The sequence below is a fragment of the Actinomycetes bacterium genome (genome assembly GCA_036000965.1).
Lineage (GTDB): Bacteria > Actinomycetota > CALGFH01 > CALGFH01 > CALGFH01 > DASYUT01.
Map to the genome: position 1 here is coordinate 1 of DASYUT010000078.1, position 17,131 is coordinate 17,131.

At 64.6% G+C, this 17,131-nt stretch carries 16 protein-coding genes and 2 pseudogenes; 7 read left to right on the top strand and 11 right to left on the bottom strand.

The window, feature by feature from the left end:
* The coding region (locus VG276_06090; protein ID HEV8648973.1) for a low temperature requirement protein A at positions 1–1,093 on the top strand (1,093 nt) is incomplete at its 5' end.
* 199 nt (positions 1,094–1,292) lie between these two features.
* Here the strand turns inward: VG276_06090 and VG276_06095 are convergent.
* Positions 1,293–1,604, bottom strand: a pseudogene (locus VG276_06095) (SDR family oxidoreductase).
* Between the two features lie 417 nt (positions 1,605–2,021).
* On the opposite strand from VG276_06095, the gene VG276_06100 reads away from it, so the two are divergent.
* The gene (locus VG276_06100; protein HEV8648974.1) at positions 2,022–2,279 is read left to right on the top strand and encodes a hypothetical protein; all 258 of its coding nucleotides are present in this window, start codon (positions 2,022–2,024) and stop codon (positions 2,277–2,279) included.
* Between the two features lie 142 nt (positions 2,280–2,421).
* On the opposite strand, the gene VG276_06105 is transcribed toward VG276_06100, so the two are convergent.
* On the bottom strand, positions 2,422–2,907 hold the full coding sequence (locus VG276_06105; protein ID HEV8648975.1) for a LysR family transcriptional regulator substrate-binding protein: 486 nt from the start codon (positions 2,905–2,907) through the stop codon (positions 2,422–2,424).
* 8 nt (positions 2,908–2,915) lie between these two features.
* Between VG276_06105 and VG276_06110 the strand changes: the two genes are divergently transcribed.
* From VG276_06110 to VG276_06120, 3 genes are read left to right on the top strand one after another with little or no spacing between them, the layout of a single operon-like run.
* The gene (locus VG276_06110) at positions 2,916–3,242 is read left to right on the top strand and encodes an EamA family transporter (GenBank protein ID HEV8648976.1); all 327 of its coding nucleotides are present in this window, start codon (positions 2,916–2,918) and stop codon (positions 3,240–3,242) included.
* Positions 3,243–3,282: 40 nt separating this feature from the next.
* Positions 3,283–3,483 (top strand): ribbon-helix-helix protein, CopG family, encoded by a 201-nt coding sequence (locus VG276_06115; GenBank protein ID HEV8648977.1) that lies wholly within the window; start codon positions 3,283–3,285, stop codon positions 3,481–3,483.
* An 8-nt stretch (positions 3,484–3,491) separates the two neighbouring features.
* The gene (locus VG276_06120) at positions 3,492–3,866 is read left to right on the top strand and encodes a type II toxin-antitoxin system death-on-curing family toxin (GenBank protein ID HEV8648978.1); all 375 of its coding nucleotides are present in this window, start codon (positions 3,492–3,494) and stop codon (positions 3,864–3,866) included.
* Positions 3,867–3,954: 88 nt separating this feature from the next.
* Here the strand turns inward: VG276_06120 and VG276_06125 are convergent, their stop codons facing one another.
* From VG276_06125 to VG276_06140, 4 genes and pseudogenes are all read right to left on the bottom strand, one after another.
* The gene (locus tag VG276_06125) at positions 3,955–4,620 is read right to left on the bottom strand and encodes a hypothetical protein (protein ID HEV8648979.1); all 666 of its coding nucleotides are present in this window, start codon (positions 4,618–4,620) and stop codon (positions 3,955–3,957) included.
* Positions 4,621–4,678: 58 nt separating this feature from the next.
* Positions 4,679–4,981: a LuxR C-terminal-related transcriptional regulator gene (locus tag VG276_06130; protein HEV8648980.1), complete on the bottom strand. Its 303-nt coding sequence runs from the start codon at positions 4,979–4,981 to the stop codon at positions 4,679–4,681.
* 3 nt (positions 4,982–4,984) lie between these two features.
* Positions 4,985–5,203, bottom strand: a pseudogene (locus VG276_06135) (HD domain-containing phosphohydrolase).
* An 18-nt stretch (positions 5,204–5,221) separates the two neighbouring features.
* Positions 5,222–5,923 (bottom strand): uracil-DNA glycosylase, encoded by a 702-nt coding sequence (locus VG276_06140; GenBank protein ID HEV8648981.1) that lies wholly within the window; start codon positions 5,921–5,923, stop codon positions 5,222–5,224.
* A 185-nt stretch (positions 5,924–6,108) separates the two neighbouring features.
* Between VG276_06140 and VG276_06145 the strand changes: the two genes are divergently transcribed.
* Positions 6,109–7,092: an amidase gene (locus VG276_06145; protein HEV8648982.1), complete on the top strand. Its 984-nt coding sequence runs from the start codon at positions 6,109–6,111 to the stop codon at positions 7,090–7,092.
* 35 nt (positions 7,093–7,127) lie between these two features.
* On the opposite strand, the gene VG276_06150 is transcribed toward VG276_06145, so the two are convergent.
* A complete protein-coding gene (locus VG276_06150; protein HEV8648983.1) occupies positions 7,128–7,874 on the bottom strand; it encodes a GntR family transcriptional regulator in 747 nt (248 codons plus the stop codon).
* Positions 7,875–8,712: 838 nt separating this feature from the next.
* Here VG276_06150 and VG276_06155 point away from each other — a divergent pair.
* The gene (locus tag VG276_06155) at positions 8,713–8,934 is read left to right on the top strand and encodes a hypothetical protein (GenBank protein ID HEV8648984.1); all 222 of its coding nucleotides are present in this window, start codon (positions 8,713–8,715) and stop codon (positions 8,932–8,934) included.
* Between the two features lie 628 nt (positions 8,935–9,562).
* Here VG276_06155 and VG276_06160 read toward each other — a convergent pair.
* From VG276_06160 to VG276_06175, 4 genes are all read right to left on the bottom strand, one after another.
* Entirely contained in the window at positions 9,563–10,324 is a 762-nt protein-coding gene (locus tag VG276_06160) for a site-specific DNA-methyltransferase (protein ID HEV8648985.1), read from the bottom strand.
* Between the two features lie 24 nt (positions 10,325–10,348).
* A complete protein-coding gene (locus VG276_06165) occupies positions 10,349–11,050 on the bottom strand; it encodes a hypothetical protein (protein ID HEV8648986.1) in 702 nt (233 codons plus the stop codon).
* 137 nt (positions 11,051–11,187) lie between these two features.
* Positions 11,188–14,325, bottom strand: coding sequence for a phage tail tape measure protein (locus VG276_06170; GenBank protein ID HEV8648987.1), 3,138 nt, complete (start codon positions 14,323–14,325; stop codon positions 11,188–11,190).
* A 1,304-nt stretch (positions 14,326–15,629) separates the two neighbouring features.
* Positions 15,630–15,926 carry a hypothetical protein gene (locus VG276_06175; GenBank protein ID HEV8648988.1) on the bottom strand — a complete coding sequence of 99 codons (297 nt, stop codon included), beginning with the start codon at positions 15,924–15,926 and terminating at the stop codon, positions 15,630–15,632.
* Positions 15,927–17,131 lie beyond the last annotated feature (1,205 nt).

Consider the following 17,131-nt stretch of genomic DNA (forward strand, 5'->3'; position numbering starts at 1 on the left):
GACCATCGAGCTGTTCTTCGACCTGGTCTTCGTCTTCGCCATCACGCAGCTGACGAGCCTGCTGGCCGGCGACCCGACCGCGGTGGGCCTGGGTCGCGTCGCGCTGATCTTCGGCAACCTGTGGTGGATGTACGGCGGCTACGCGTGGCTCACCAACGCCGTGCCGCCGCGAGCGCTGATGCTGCGGCTGCTGGTGCTGGTGGGCATGGCCGGGTTCCTGGTCGTCGCCCTGGCGATCCCCGACGCCTTCGGCGGCGGCGGCGTCGCCTTCGGACTCGGGTACCTGCTGGTGACGCTGGTGCACACCGGGATGGTCCTGCTGTCCGCACAGGAGCGCGCGGTGCGGGCCATGCGCCGGCCCGGGCCGGCCAACGCCATCACCGCGCTGCTGCTGCTGTTGGCCGGCGTCACCGACGGTGCCGTCCAGTGGGCCCTGTGGACGGCGGCCTTCGGGTTGCACTGGGTCTCGCCGTTCTTCACGGCGGTGTCGGGCTTCCCCATTCGGGCCGCCCATTTCGTGGAGCGCCACGGGCTCATCGTGCTGATCGCGCTCGGCGAGTCGATCGTCGCCGTCGGCATCGGCGTGGCAGGACGCGACCTGCGGGCCGGCACCGTCGTCACGGCGGTACTGGGCCTGGCGCTGGCCGCGGCGCTGTGGTGGCTGTACTTCGACGGCGAGGACGAGCAAGCCGAGCGAGCCTTGGACGCCGCGGCGGTCGACCGCTCCTCGTGGCTGGCGCTGTACGGGTTCGGCTACGCGTTCCTGCCGGTGCTGGGCGGGATCATCGTGTTCGCCGCGGGGGTCAAGAACGCCGTTGTGCAGTACGGCGAACCCGTGACCGCGTCGACCGCGTGGTTCCTCGCCGCGGGCGTTGCCGTGTATGTCGTCGGTCTGGCATGGTTCCGGCAGCTTCTGGGCATCGGGCACATCGGGGTCCGCTTGGTGATCGCCGGCGGCGTCCTACCGACTGGGATGGTCGGCCTGACATTCTCGGCCGAAGCGCAGCTGGGCGTGCTCGCTGCGATGGTCGTAGGCGGCGTCTTGGCCGAATCCGCGGGGCAGCGCCGGAGGCGAGCAGCGGGTGGAAGGTGAAAGCCCGAGCGGTGATCTCTTCGGCGGACTTCGCTTCCACCAGCTCCCGCGCCCGCCAGAAGACCCCGTCGAGCATCGGCTCGGTGAGGCGCCCTCTCGCCGTGTTCTGCTGGGCCCCGCCCGCTGGGGGCAGCTGTGAATTCGCCCCTACAGATCGGGGGATCTCGTTCGGGAAGGTAGCCGCCTCGGCTCCTCCGTCCACTCTGATGACCGTGCCGGTGACAAGGCCCGCAGCCGCGGACGCCAACCACACCGCAGCCGCAGCAATGTCGTCCACGCTGGCCAGCCGGTGAAGCGGGGTGGCGGCGGTCACCTGTGCACGGATCTCGTCGGTCAGTGCGGCCTTCAGGCCGTCGCTCTCGACCACGCCCGGAGCGATCGCGTTGACCCGCACCCGGGGAGCCAGATCCGCCGCCAACAGACGGGTCATGTGCGACAGGGCGGCCTTGACCGTTCCATAGACCAGCAGCCCACGTGCCACCACCCGCGTCCGCGAGATCGCTCGTATCAAGGCGACGCTGAAGCGGGAGATCGCCCGTGGCGAGCACGAGCGCGTCGACCTCGCCGACCTGCTGGCGCCGGCCGCGCGCCGACGGGTGGAGACGCTGCGGCGGCGCGGGGTCGCGACCCTGGTGCTGGACGAGTGCCACCACCTCGCCTCGCTGTGGGGCTATATCGTCCGCGCGGTCGCCTCCCTGCTCGGCGACGTCCATCTCGTCGCCCTCACGGCCACCTCTCCCGATGAGCTGACCGAGGAGGAGGCGGAGCTGTACCAAGGCCTGATCGGGCCGGTCGACTTCACCATCCCGACCCCGAGCGTGGTGCGCGATGGGTTCCTGGCTCCCTACCAGGAACTGGCGTGGCTCACTGAGCCGCTCGAGAGCGAGGCCCGCTCACACTCGGGATCGCGGGGGCAGCCGGCGGCGGGATGCTCGCGATCCTCTCCGGCGAGCCGGCCGCGATCGCCGTCGCCGCCGCGCTGCCCGCCGGGCTCGCATGGGCGGCGGTCCGCCTGGGGCGGCGCAAGGACCGCGCCGAGGCCTTCGCGCGGGCCGGGCGGCGCTGGCTCGGCCCCAGCGAGCTCATCTTCTTCACGCACCGAACCGAGGCGGGTCGCGCAGCGCTCGCCCACGCCGGGGCGCAGTCGATCGACTACGAGACGAGCACCCGCAAGGTCTGGATCTGAGGCCGCCTGCGGTTGTCAGCCTCGACGCTGGTCCGAGCCCAGCAACTCCCGCGCCCGCGGGAACACCCGTCGAGCATCGCCTCGGTCAGCCGGCCGGAGTTCATGTTGTTGGTCGGCTTCGACGAGGCCGTTGCCGTAGCTGTCAACTGGCTGCGGGTGCTTCGGGCGCGCCTCCTCGCTCAGCAAGCACCGCCGAGAAGGGCGCAGGCTGCGTCGCAAGGGCGGTGGCCACGGCGGTGATGACCGCGGCGTTGTTCCGCCAGTCGGTGCGGCCCAGCCGGGTGCAGGCATAGATCCGCCGTGACCCGGCGGCTCCGTCCAGATCGACGTAGCGGACGCCAGGGTGTGTGGGCCCGTCCGCAACCATGAGCCCCACGCCGAGTCCGGCTGCGACAAGCTCGGTGATCAGTCCGAGGCTGTCGATGCGGTGGGCCACGCCTGCGATGGCGCCGTGGACGGCGGTGACCCGGTGGAGCAGTTCGTCGTCGTCGGTGCCTCGAGAGTTCGTGATCCACTCGGCCTGCCGGCTACCGAGGGTTCGCGCTGGCTCCTCGCCGGGGCCGGTGTGCCGGTGCGCTGGGATCACCAGCGCCATCGGCTTCTCGGCGAGCACCGCAGGCGCTGCCACACCTGACCGTGCTCGGCGCGCTGGAGTGCGCGGCCCTGGCCGTGCTGGGGCCGGCGCTACCGTACGCAGCGGAGATGACCGCGTTGCGGATCCTCGAGCCTGCGGTCTTCGGGGTGTGGATGAGCCTCGAACCATCCATCGCTACCGCGGTCGGGCTGCTCGTCCTGCACCAGGTGCCCGACGTCGTGCAACTCGTCGGCGTGTTCCTCGTCGTGGCAGCAAGCGTAGGGGCCGAACGAACCCGCCACATCAGCCCATCCAACGACCAGCCATCACGAAGTCCCACCCAAACTCCACGGCGAGACAGGACCTCGTCGCAATGCACACGCGCGTGACCCTCCGCGGTATCACCGCGGTATCATATCGGCTATGGCCATGACACTCAGACTCAGCGACGAGGAGACGGCCCTGCTGCGCCGCCAAGCCGAGCGCGAAGGGCGCTCCATGCAGGAGGTCGTCCGGCTGGCGATCCAGGAGCGCATCGCCCGCCACGAACACACCGAGCGGGTACGGATCGCCGCTCGTCGCGTGGCGACGCGGCACAGCGAGATCCTTGATCGACTCAAGGACGCCTGACGGACCGGATGGAGCGCCTGACGGTCGAGGACCTACTGATCATCGCGGAAGAAGCCATCGGCGAACCGGCGGTCAGGGACATCGGTCTCCTCGACTCGGCGGCGCACCGGCCGCAGGCGAGCGCCTTCGGCAAGGATGCGTACCCGACCATCGACGAGAAGGCGGCGGCACTGCTGGAAGCGGTCGTCCGCAACCACGCGCTCGTGGACGGCGACAAGCGCCTTGCCTGGTCGGCGGCGGTGGTGCTCTACGACCTGAACGGCTTCGACCTGGATCCACCCACCGTCGACGAGGCAGTGGACCTGGTGATCGAGGTCGCCACCGGTCAGGTGGACCTGCCGAGGCTCACCGAGCGTCTGGCGAGCTGGGCACACCAGCGTTGACCACACCGGGCACCCGGCCCGATGAGGCATGGAGTCGTCGCCTCGCTGCCCAATGTGCGGCTTGAGACCTCGCAACTCGCTGGGGCCATCAGGTCGCCGGCAGCGGTCGAGGGCGTCCCGAGGGTTGCGCCTCCGGATGCCTCCACATCTCGAATGCCAGCGGCCACAGCGCCACGACACCAGCAGCGGCCATCACGTAGGGCGCCACGCTCAGGGGGACGAAGCGGGCGATGGCCGTCACCAGCAGCGCTCCTACGACGAGCCGGGTCAGCCCGGGGCTCAGAACCGCGGTGCGGGCGATCCCCATGGCGAAACCGAAAGCTCCGAGCGCGAAGCTGAGCGCGCCCGTCACCAGGATCGGGACGAACCACAGGAACAGCGCAGCCTGGATTGCCTGGACGTCGCCGCCCGTCTCGGCAGCTGCCGCCAGCGCGACTTCCATGCCCGTCAGGATGACGAACAGCGTGCTGCCCAGGACGATGGGCGGGAGCGCCAGGACGCTCCAGCGTTCCTCGCCCACCTCGCGGAGGTAGCTCCGAATGGCGAGGAAGGCGAGTGTTGCGAGCCCGTACCCGACGGCGATCGTGAGATGCGCGAGCTGCCAGCGCATCGTGTCGGAAGCCGCCGCCGCAGCGACTGCCGCCTCATCGGTGGGGGGAGAGCCATACGGATGGTAGATGAACCCGACCAGGAGCACCGCCGGGGCAACAGCAACGATGGCTATTCGGAATCGCGCTTTCGTCGTCGCGGACATCCGGTGACCTCCTCGGGTCCCGTGACGGGATGCTGGCCAGCAGCCGCTCACGAGGACGCTACGAGCGGCCGGCGGTGCGGGGAATTGGGAGTTCTCCCCATGCCACGAGCCCATGCTCCATCGCGAACAACGTCGCCGCGGCGCGCGTCGAGACCCCGATCTTCCCGTACGCATGTTGGATATGGCGGTCGGCCGTCTTGACCGAGATTCCAAGCGCACGTGCGACCTGCTTGGTCTGCAAGCCGCGCGCCAGTAGCCCGACGACTTCGGCCTCCCGCTCGGTGAGCCCCGCCGGCCGATTGATTCGCGGGACGCGCTGCCCAGAGGCCTCAAGCACCGCGGTGACCGCGTCGGCGTCCACTCGTCCGGCGCGTGCTTCCTGGCTGAGGATCCCGGCGGCCTGCCCTTTCGAGAGCGCCTGACGGTGCGGCCGCGGCTCGGTCATCGCGTGATAGGCATCGGCGGCGGCGAGCAGACGGGCAGGGCGCGTGAGCGTCGCGGCCGCCGCTCCTCGGTGGTAGCCGGAGCCGTCGAGACGCTCGTGATGGAAGGTGGCCACAGGCGCGAGGGTGGCGAGGAACGGCCAAGCAGGTAGGAGACATCAGGAGTCGTGACGGTCGCCTTTGAGTAGTTCCCGCGCCCGCCAGAACACCGCGTCCAGCATCGGCTCGGTGAGCTTGCCGGTGAATGTGTTCTGCTGACTCACATGGAAACAAGCGACCAGGGTGCGGCCGCTGGGGAGGGCAGCCTCGGCACCGTGGCCGAAGCGGGGCTTGGGACCGACCGGGCCGAGATGGCGGAGGGCTACGTCCCAGGCGAAGCTGCCGAGCGCGACGACCACACGCACGTCGAGCAGGGCCAGCTCCGCGGCCAGCCATGGCGCACACGCGGCCCGCTCCTCGGGCAGGGGCTTGTTCGCGGGCGGGGCGCACTTGACCGGCGCGGTGATCCAGCAGTCGGTGAGGGTCAGACCGTCGTCGCGGTGGACCGAGGTGGGCTGGCTGGCGAAGCCGGTGCGGTACAGGCTGGCGAACAGCCAGTCACCGGAGCGGTCGCCGGTGAAGATCCTCCCGGTGCGGTTGCCGCCATGGGCGGCGGGAGCGAGTCCGAGGACGAGCAGGCGGGCGGCCGGGTCGCCGAAGCCGGGGACGGGGCGACCCCAGTAGGTCTCGTGCCGGAACGCGGCCCGCTTCTCCCTGGCCACCTGCTCGCGCCAGGCCACCAGCCGCGGGCAGCGCCGGCACCGCGTCACCTCGTCGGCGAGCCGGTCCAGGTCGCCGCCTGTCGTGCTTGTCGAAGCCATCGCACCTACCCCCACGTCCGCCGGTCCACCGCACGGCAGCACGCTACCAGCGACCCGAGGTCAGCCCTGGCGGGCGGATGCCGCCCGGCGCGGCAGGGATGGCGGCAGGGTCGGCCCAGGCGGTGAGTGCCGGCCGCCGGGACGCCGTACGATCCAGCAGGCGACACGGCACGAGGGGAGACGGGATGAGGTCCGCAGGGGACGACCGCGCCGGCCCCGGGGCGCTGCGCGCCCGGCTCGCCGCGGCCGGGCTCGACGTGCCGCCGGACGCGGCCGAGCTGGAGCGTGCCCTCGCGCTCCACGCCAGACGGCTCCGGGACCTCGAGGCGGTAGCAGACCTCGGCCCCGGCGATGCGCCCTTCCCCACCCGCCCGGCCGCGGAGCCAGCCCCGCCCTCCAGCCCAGCCGGCCCCGGGGGACCCGAGGTTGGGTCAGCCAGCCCCGGGGGACCCGAGGTTGGGTCAGCCGGCCCCGGGGGGCCGGAGGTTCGGTCAGCCAGCCCCGGGGGGCCGGCGGCGTCGACGCGGGTGATCTCCGACCCGGCCTCGGCGGGCGGAGGGGCGGACACGGCGGTACCTGGGCTGGTGGAGGCGGCGGTCCTCGTGCGCGATGGCGACCTGACCAGCGTGGCCCTTGTCGAGCGGGTCCTCGGGCGGATCGAGGCTGCGGACGGCCGGCTGGGGGCCTTCGTCTCGGTGCTCGCCGGCCAGGCCCTCGGCGAGGCGGCCGCCCGCGACGCCGAGCGCGCCCGCGGGCGGCTGCGCGGGCCGCTCCACGGCGTCCCGGTCGCGGTCAAGGACCTGGTCGACGTCACCGGCGCGGTCACCGGCGCCGGCTCGCCGAAGCTGGCTGCCAACCTCGCCGACGCCGACGCCGAGGTCGTGGCGCGCCTCCGCGGGGCCGGCGCGGTGGTGGTCGGCAAGACCCGCACCCATGAGTTCGCCTACGGCGTGCACACGCCGGGCACGACCAACCCCTGGGACCCCGAGCGGATCGCGGGCGGGTCGAGCGGCGGCTCGGCCGCCGCGGTCGCCGCCGGCCTTGTCCCGCTCGCCGTCGGCAGCGACACTGCCGGCTCGATCCGCATCCCGGCCGCCTGCTGCGGCGTGGTCGGGCTGAAGCCGACCCACGGCGCGGTGCCGGCGACCGGCGTCTGGCCGCTGGCCTGAACCAGCAATCCATTGTGGTTCGCGCTGACCAGCAGTTATGCACCGTTGGGAACTGAGCCGTACCGGTAGCCGAACTCGATCCGGTCGCCAGCGGCCACCGTGCTGATGAAGTGCAGCGCGCGCCGTTCCTGGTCAAACGTGCCACCCTTGATGACCAGCACCGGCACACCAGCCGAGAGCTGCAACCGATCCTGCTCATCTGGCGTTGGCATCCTCGGCGCGATGACATCCTCCGAGTACGTCGGCCCGAATGCTTCCCGCAGCCACTTCGGCAACCCACTGACGTTGGGATCTCTGAGCTTCGGCGCCTGCTCAACCACCCACATCGGAAAGTAGCTGGTTGCCAACATCACTGGCGGCGCACCTTCGGCCTGCATCACCCGGTCTCGAATGCTGACTTCGGTGCCAGTGGGCAGCTCAAGCCACTGGGCGACCTCGTCGGTGGCTGGGCCGGTTGTCACGGTGGTTGTTGTCGCTGGTGCCAGGCCGTGCCGACGCGCCATGCTGTACCAGCCGTCATACAGCGCAACGTCAGTTGACAATCTGCGCGGAACCGTCGGTTCTCGCACAAACACGCCACGGCCTTGCTGGCTTGTGACCAACCCTTCGGCCCGGAGCTGGACGAGGGCATCACGAACCGTCCGTTCCGTGACCTTCCATCTCGATCTGAGTTCCTGTGCGCTCGGAAGCTGAGCACCAGGCGGGTAGCGACCGGCCACGATCCCTTCGCGAAGATCATCCGCAATCTTCTGGTAGATCGGCAGTCCTGCACGCTTCACCACGGGTCCACCTTCCCTTGAGGACTTCTGTACATAAGATGCTACTCCCTGTTGACGAGATCCCTTCCCGCTGCTTCACTCCGTCTTCGTGACAGAAGCAACGAAGTAGCGAAGTGGAGCCGTGCTGCCAGTTGCGAATCGGCGCGTTGGCCGTTCGGCTCCATCCACCGTGGGGACGGTGGTTCGTGATGGCCCCCCACACGGCCACCGTTCCCGCCAACGGGGAAGTGGGGGAGTCGTCATGCCGGCAAGAACCGTCCACGGGAACCGGAAGCGTTGCGACTGGCGCCAGTGCGGCCGACGTGCCACATGGATCGTCACGTTCACAGTGCCGAACCTTCTGGCTGGTGAGACTCGGCGCTACTGCGGTCCCCACAGTGACGAGGTCTGCCGCGCTGCGGGTACCAAGCGCCGACCGGTCACTCACAGTCATGGCAGGCGGGAAGCTGGCGCCCGGTGAACTGGAAACCCCTTGAGGCGTTCCTTGCCCAACCGTGCCCGCGCTGTGGTGTGCCACTTGGTGACCACCACAGGCACCGCATCACCACGGACCCGAGGCTGCCTGGTGTCGTCATCATCGAGCCAGTCTGCCCGCCCAATAGCCGACCTCATGGGCGTAGACAACGTGTTCTGCTTCACCGCTCGCATGGGACACGGAGGTCGTGAAGTCGAGCTAATCCTCAACCCACCGGAACTGATCGGGACGGACGCAACCACGTTGCCGCTCCCACCAAAGGTAGCCGTCCTTGCGGGCAAGGGGAAGACGCAAGGGCCGGGAACGTGCACCTACTCGGCTGTGACTTGTAGGTGCACGTTCCCCTTTCCAACCACAAGGGGTGACGTGCAGTCCGACGATGATGCCGAGCTTTGCGCTCGCGTGGAAGCGGAACTCTTCGCGCAAGGTTTGGACGTGCCGATCCGTGACCCGACTGTGCTTGCCGGCATTGCCGCCCGTCTTGGCGCCGTTGATGAACAACAGCGTTCACGTCGGTTGGCTGCCTTACAGCGTGAGCTGTCGGAAATGGAACTTACGATCCCGCTACTCGAACCGGAGGAACTGTGAACGACGCTGTATCCATCCTCGGCTTGGCCTTACTGGTTCTGACTGGCCTTGCGATGGTGCTTGGGCTCGCCATCGTGTGTCTTTGGGAACTGCGTTGGATTGTTCGCCATATCGCCAAGATCGGTGAGCGCGAGCAACCGCCCCTGTTCTTTCCGTCTGTGGATGGCCGGCCCCTCGTGAAATCACCGTTCAAATGGTAATCGCCGCCGTCGTGCTGGTGGTTGTGGCCTTGGTCGCCGCGCTTGTCCTCGAAGCGTGGATCGATGCTGACAACGATCAGACTCGTGTACGCTTGGACCGGCTCCAACAGAAGTGAGGACCAACTGAGAAAAGGCGCGAGGGACAGCGCCGAGGGCGCCAAACCCGACATTCAGGACAAGCTGGTCTCCCCTCAACTGAGGGGAGACCAGAAACCCGACAATCGGGCAAACCTACCCTAGAGTCGGGCGACTCTAGGGTAGGGCCTCCTGCTCATAAACGTAAAGCGAACGCCCAGCTTGGGAAGCTATTTGACGTCGGGGAAGCCACTGTTAACCGCGCATCTGCTGTTGCGGCAGTGACAGCCAAATGAGAAAAGGCGCCATGTGGCGCCTTTTCTCGTGTTCGGTACCCCTCCGCCCCGAACCTTCTACCCCACAGGTGCCACGAGTCGCCTGCTCGCCATCGCCACACATGCTGGTGACACGTCACCAGCGATGAAGTTGCGACCGCACTGCGCTGCCGCGACCGCGGTTGTACCCGTCCCCACAAACGGGTCCACCACGATGCCGCCGAGGTCAGTCGTCAGCGCAATGAGCCACTGTAGCAGTTGCAACGTCTTAACCGTTGGGTGCGGGTATGCCCGGCTGAGTAGTGACGCAGGGTTTTCGCTGCCCGATGGGAACTCGGGGCCAAACCAGCACGACGGGAACCGCCGTTTGTACTCGGGTACTGGGTTGCGGCCAACATTCGGAACGGTGCCAGCGCGCTTGTTGCGAAGCAACTGCGTTTCGCGGAAGACAAACCTGCCCTTGTGCGCGAACAGAATCCAGTCGGCGTTCGACTGGAACGCGCCGTAGAGGTCTGCCGTCCCTGCCGGCCGTTTCTGACAGATCAGCGGTTCTTTCATCTTGAAGCCCGCTGCGGCAACATCGTGAAAATGGCCAGGGTAGCTCTGCCAATCGGTGAATGCCAGAAACGCCGTGTCCGGCTTTAGGACTCGGTAGGCGTGGCGCGCCAGTTCCGCGTAGGAAAATGGCGCGTCATCGCCAATCACCGATGCGTGGCGCGTGTGTGTGTAATGGTTGACGTAGCCGATCCCAAACGGGGGGTCTGTGATGACGGCGTCGACGGACTCGGAGGCAAGTCCAGCGAGCAGATCGCGGTAGTCAGCGACAGTGACCTCGTTCACATGGAGGAAGGCGTTGTGTTGTCGTTACCGCGAAGTCACCGCCATAATCGCGTTGTTGTAGGCTTCCCAAAGATCGGGATACTTCGCCTTGACGCTCTCGATCGCCGACGCTGCATCCATACCAGGCTGCGTCTGCACGCCTCGCACCAGGCGCAAGAACGCCTCGATTGGGTTTTCGCGTGCGCCACTTCGAAGGTTTCCAGTGTCGAGCTGTTGGTAGTTGGCGCTGTCTGGCTGGTCAACGATCCTGTGCTCACCGATGATCCGTGCCATCATCGCGCTGGCAAGCTGGGTTGTTTGCTGCGCCTCACTGCTAAGCGGAATGCTGCCATCGATAAAGCTGGCGTTTCGGTACTGCTCATACAGTGCAGGTTCCTCGACGGAGACAGCTCGCGAGGCTTCGCTGAACGTCATCCCGCCAGCAACTTTGGCATCGACACGCTCGCCAAACTGTTTCACTGCGCTCGCGCCTCCTGTGGTTGGCTCCTGCAACTTGTTCGTAAGGTCATCCAGCTCAGCCATCGTTTTTTCGTGCGCTTCCCGGTCACTGAGGAATCGTTGCAACTTGCTGGCGAGCGTGTCGGTTGGCGCTGAGGGCTTCCACACTGCCTTTCCTTTCGTCGGATCACTCAGCCGGTAGGTACCGTTCCGCAGCTCGTAGACCTTCGCGCCTGCACCGTTGGCGTTCACCGCAAGGCAGAACCGGTCATTTGCATTGATTGTCATTGCTGCATCCTCCATTCCTCCGTTCTGCCGTTGTCGGTGGTGGCTGCGGAAGCGCTTCGCGACGCGACTACTTCCGCAGCACGCCCACCAGCGGGTAGCTGATAGGAGGACAAAAGCACTACCCGCATTCTTGATCATCACGTCAGTCCGAGCTTGATGCCGCCCCAACGTCCTTGCTTGTTTAGCAGTCCTTGATGGATATCATCGACAAGCTGCCTAATTCCTTCCTTGCTACCGTAGACTGGGCCGTGGAATTCCACATGAAGGTGAAAATCACCGCCGCCGTTGGGCGGTGAGACGCGCTCAGGACGGCCTGTGGTGTTCACGGCCAGTGTCGCGCCAGGCATGAGCCAGCCGCCCCGGTCAAACCCTTGAAGCGCGACCCGAGCGGCAGCCAGGTCGCCGCCGATGTCGATACCGGGGAACTTGAGCAACTCCGAGACGGTGCCTGGGGTGAGCTTGCCGACCAACCCACCCTTGGCCATGTGGTAGTGCCGGGCGAACGAGGATACCGCCCTGGCCGCGCCGCCAACAATGATGCCGCTCCTCGTGCTCCGAGCCTCAAAGCCAAGGCCACCGTAGTTTCCCGCCATGTGCCCAATGCCGGGTGTGACACCGATGTTCAGCGTCCCGCCAAACCCAGACTTGAGTCCAGCGACGCCACGGCCAATCGAGCCGGTCGTGAAGTAGCGGCGGCCGTGCCCGGCCCGTGGGTCACCGCGCATCATGCCGTACACCGCACCGACCAACCCCGAACAGTCATATCCGCCTGGCCCGGCACCACCCCAGATGTAGGGCAGCCGGTCGGTGGAGCGAATGAACGCTTTGATACCGGCCGAGCCGCCGAGACTGCTGCCCATCCCGCTGACCGCGCTTGATACCGCACGGGCGACCGACGTTGCCAAGCGTCCCGCGATGCTGATCACGGCACGTTCAACTGTCCGCTGATAGGTGGCAGCGTCTTTGCCTGCCTGCGCCACACCAGAAAATGCCGTGCGCGGTACCACACCGCCGGTGGCAAACCGTTGCGCGTTGATCTCCCGAAGCAGTCCGACATTGCGCCGGGCAGCGGCAGCATTAACGACGAACTCGCCATTGGAAAGCAGCGCCGGGATGGCATCGTCGCGTGGTCCACCCGGGCCACGCACCATCCCGCCTGTGGCGAGCTGGACTCTGCCGCCAAACTGCGTGTTGAGCTTTTTCAGCTTCCTGGTTGCGTCCACGTCGGCAATGGCTTTGACCGTGATTTGCTCGTCGTGCAGTTGGTCAAGCGAGCGGTTCACATCTGCCGCGAACCTGCCGAAGTCTCTTGCTGCGTCCCTGAGCTTTGGCCCGATCCCTGGCATCCACCCAAACGCTTTTGCAGCGCCGGTCAGAATGCTGCCGAAGAAGTCGAGAAGCCGCCGGACCAGGAACTCGCCAGCGCGAACAACGGCACCCAAAATGATGATAACGCCCTTGAACACGTTGATCAGGTTGACCAAGTACAACGTGTACAACTTGATGAGCCACGGAACGACGGTACGGATGATGAAGCCCATCAGCACCAAGAACGCCGCCCACAACAGTTTTAGCTGGTCCTTGTTGCTAACGATGGTGTCTTTGAGGCTCGACAGTGCAGGTCTGACTTTGTCCTGCACCCACTGCCACAGCTCTCGGTACACCGGGAGAACTTTCGTCTTAACCCAGTTCCAAAGGTCTTGCAGCGCAGGAGTCAGCTTGTTCTTGATCCATCCCCAGAGGTCAGCGACCTTTTCTCTGAACTTTTGGGAATGCGTGTAGGCGTAAATCAGTGCGCCAGCGACAAGTCCAACTACTGACAGCCACGGGTTGAATGCGCCGGTTGCAAGTCCTACTGCCACCCGGACGGCAGTAAACCCGCCTGCCACGCCGAACAGCACGTTTTTGAGTCCGCCGTTCTGTGCAATCACGTTTTGGATCTGGCCAAGAACGTCTCTTGCTTTGGAGAGCGCGTCTCGCACCTGGTCAATTCTCTGTTTGGTCTCGGCGCTCATGAACTTGTCAAGCGCCGTGTTAAGCCCACTGGCTTTCACTTCGTCAACAAAGTCAGCGATCTTGGTGAGGACAGCGCCGATCTTTTCGCCGGTCGTCTGTGCCCACTTGATCACCTTGTCGGTGTTCAGCAGGCTCCCAAAACTGAGCGTCAGCCGTTCGAGTGGCTTGAGCGTCGGCGTGCCCATTGCCACTTTCAGGGTGTCCAGCACGGAGCGGAATGCATCCATCGCGCCGTGCAACCCTTCGTTTTTCGCTGCCGCGAGCTTTGCTGCCGCGCCTTGCTTGGTGACAGCAAGCGTCATCGCGTCCCACCGTTTGACACCGCCACCCAAGACAACGTTGGCCGCGCGCATGGCATCTGTGCCAAACACGGTTTGCGTGAATGCCGCGCGCTGGGCGTCGGTCATTCTGGCAAACACTGGCTCAAGGTCTCGGATGATGTCTCGGAGTGGGCGGGTTTTGCCCTGCGCGTCGAAGACGGCGATGCCGTAGTGGTCCATTGCCGCTTTGGCTTTTTTGGTCGGCGCCTCCAAGCGCTGCAACATCACCTTGAGGCTTGTACCGGCATCACTGCCGCGAATGCCCGCGTTGGCCATCAGGGAGATCGCCGTGACCATTGCCTCAACCGGCTGTCTTGCCTGGAAGAAGCTTGTTGCCGCTTGCTGCGCCGCAAGCGCTACATCATGCACTTCGGCTTGTGATGCGTTTGCGGCAGCGGCAAGCAAATCAGCAACTCGTGTTGCCTCTTTGCCTTTCAGGTGAAATGCATTCAGTTGGGACGCTGCAATGCCGGCCGCGTCAGCAACGTCCAGCTCACCAGCGGCAGCAAGCTGCAACACACCTCGGCCAGCGCCGAGCACGTCATTAATGGACAGCCCAGCTTTTGACAGTTCCCGGAATGCGACTGCCGCGTCAACCGCTGAGGTTGCGGGCAGCCTCATATCCGCACCAAGCGCGAGGGCTTTGGCGCTCAGCAGCGCCATTTGCGCCGCATTGGCGCCGGTCACTGCCTTTACCATCTTCATGGCGTCTTGGAAGTCGGCTGCCGCGTGAATGACACTGCCACCGAGCTTGGCAACCCCGACTGCTGCAATTCCGGTGCCAATCAGCGTGACTCGGCCTACAGCCCTTGCCGCAGTCCCGACCGCGCTGAACCGGCGGTGAATCCCGCCAAGATCACGCTCAAGTCGTGCCAGTTCGGCACGCGCCATGTTTCTGGCACGGATAATCATCCAGACTTCAGAACTGCTCACGCTCACGACAATGGCGCCTTTACAGCGAGAACCACACCTCCGAATTCGTGTGTGTGTGTGTGTGTGTGTGTTTTAGCTTCGTCGTCGCGCTCGAACGTCCGCGTGGCTAGGCGGAGGCAACAGTTGCAGCTTAGTGGCGCCGGCGCACTATTAGATTTTCGTGCCTTGATTAGGCGCGTGAACTGCTCATAAGGATCCCGCCCTTATTTTACGCTTCTGGCAGGAACATTCCAGTTCCCGCCGTTGTTATCAGCTATATCATGCGGTGCGCTGCGCCGGGGTATCTGCATACCCGGCACGGTGTATACGAGTCGTAGGAAGAGTATATGAGTGTCGGTTTTCGAGCGCCGTCCCTCTCCCGACCACAGGGGGGGGGGGGGGCTACTCGGACTCGGGACCGAGCTGGATGCCGTACCGGCTCAGCAAGTACGGGATCTCGGCTGCCGGACAGCTTGGCTGGTGGGCGACCACCGGGCCGGTTGCACTTCCACCACAGGAACAGACACCAACGAGCACAGCGGTTCGGTGGACCCGTAGTGCCGCTTTCAAGTCTTCGGGCCACGCGGGGTTGGTGGCGATGACATCCAAGAGCCTGCCGTTTGGCGAGCGCCAGACTTCATAGTGCGAGTCTGTGGGATGCGGTCCCAGGCAGACGGGTTTGGTCCCACTGGTGGTGTTCATTTGTCGGCTTGGGAGTCGAGTCCCGGAATTCCGCACGTGTGCGTACCACCGACGTGGCCCAGACACGGGAACGACGTTAGCTGCCGTTGTTCGTGGGCAGGGCGGCTCCGGTGCGCCTTCAGCTCCTCGACAATGCCGGACTCGGTTCCGCCATCGGCCAGTCTGGCACGGAACCAAGCCGCCAGAACTTCCTTGTGCGTGCGCGCGTGGGTGCCCGGCTCGGCGTTTGCCTCACGGCGCGCCTTCCGGAGTGCGCGCGTCCCTGGCCGTCCACAGGCGGTTGTGTAGGTTTGGTAGTCGGGTGGCCGCAACAATTCCAGTGTCGTGCCGACGCCCGGACCGGCGCTGACCTGGCGGATGCAGCCCATGCCAATTAGTTCTAGTTTCGCATCCCTGCTGTACCGCTCATTCTCGCGCACCTTCCGCACTATAAGCTCATAAAAGCTGCCGCTCCACACGGGGTTTTCGAACCCAGGACGGACCTCTGAGGCGTCCCACATCGCCCACCAGACTTTTACGAGCCGTGTGTAGCCTTTTGGCTCGGGGCCGTTGTTGGTAACCACAGGGGCAGGGGTGGAGGCGGAGGAGTCCGTCTGTGCAGTCATGGAGTCTCTCAGTCCTTTAGTCCTTTAGTCCTCACGCTTGTTGCCGCGTGTGTTGGCGAAGTCGGTGACTTCCTCCATGAACTTCGCCAGCGGGTCGTCGGCGCTCAGTGTTTCCAGCTCGATGACCTTTTCCACGATGAACTGACTCGCCATTTGCCGGATCTTGTCCGACTTGCTGTACAGTGCCAGGTTCGCAAGGGTACGAACCGCGTGCGGAAACGCACGCTTCAAATCGCGCGTCCCAGTGTCGTAGGGCTTTTCATCTGGGTCAGTGTTGCTGGCGAGGATATCTTCTAGCTCGGCATCCAGTGGGTCAGTCATTTTCACGTATCCTTTCTGGCGCCAGCGCCGTAGACCCCAACCACAGGGGCGGAAGGCGATGGGACCCATTCGCGCAGTCTACGAAGGTACTACTTCGTTTTAGAGCCCACTCGCCTTGATCATCAGATCTACCCAAGCGTGAAAGATCCCATTCACTGCTCGCTCGTCATCATCTTGGAGGACTGCAAACGGCCGCGCTGGCATCAAATCAGTCCCAGACTCGTGAAACCTCATGTATGCCGTACTCTTTGGGAACGAGTCACCACGGTACTCCGCCTCGTCCTGAAAAATATTCCATCGAGCCAGACTTGTTGCCGATGCCATCCCGGCTCCTGAGTCAAAGAGGATTCTGTCAGATCCTTTGGCTTCAATCGTGGATTCTTTGAGTCTCTCCCACGGTGGGTTCCCACCAGCTTCGAAGTTCTGTTTTACCGTCTCGATCGCTACACTTCGCACACTGCCTTGAAGCGGCACACGAAACCCACCAGTCCGCGTTGCCAACCTACCAAACCGAGGACCTAGATTCGGCGTTACCGTGACTTCCAACATCTTCAGATACTTTCTAGAACCAAATCTAAAAATATCTACACGAACCCAAATCTAAAAATAGCTACACGGAGAGACGCCCACCGATTTGAACCGGCCACCGTCAATTCAAATTAGTATGGTTAGAATGCAAAAGCATTCTTTTCGTTTTGCCGATCCCGGTCTGCTCACGCGCGAGCCGGTCTCAAGTCAATTCTAGCACCAATTCGATGGCAATACCTAGCTCGATCTCCTCGTCATGATTTCGTTGATATCACGCTCTGTGGCGGAGGTATGTCCGAGTTGTACCCTTCGCCGACCACGAAGCGTCATCATTGCAGCTCACGGCTGTATGCCAATGGTAGATAACGATTCTTATGTCTACCAAGTGAGTGAAGAACTGGCATGTCGAGGATGGCACCATCGCGCCGACACAGAATGCAAACGGCTATTGTTGACGAAATCTAATTCGGCGTCATCGGTTGCGAGTCGAGACCGGGAAGCTCAGCGCTCGAAGTGACGAAATCAATTGTTTCGTCATCTACGGGCTGTGTGGAATTCGCTGAATTCGCCAGTATTTACCGAGACATCGCGGTTAATTCGGTATCGTTGCTGGTCAGGGAGTCGATTCTTATATGATTAGTGAAATCAATTGGTTCGTCATCGGAAGACTGTCGGCG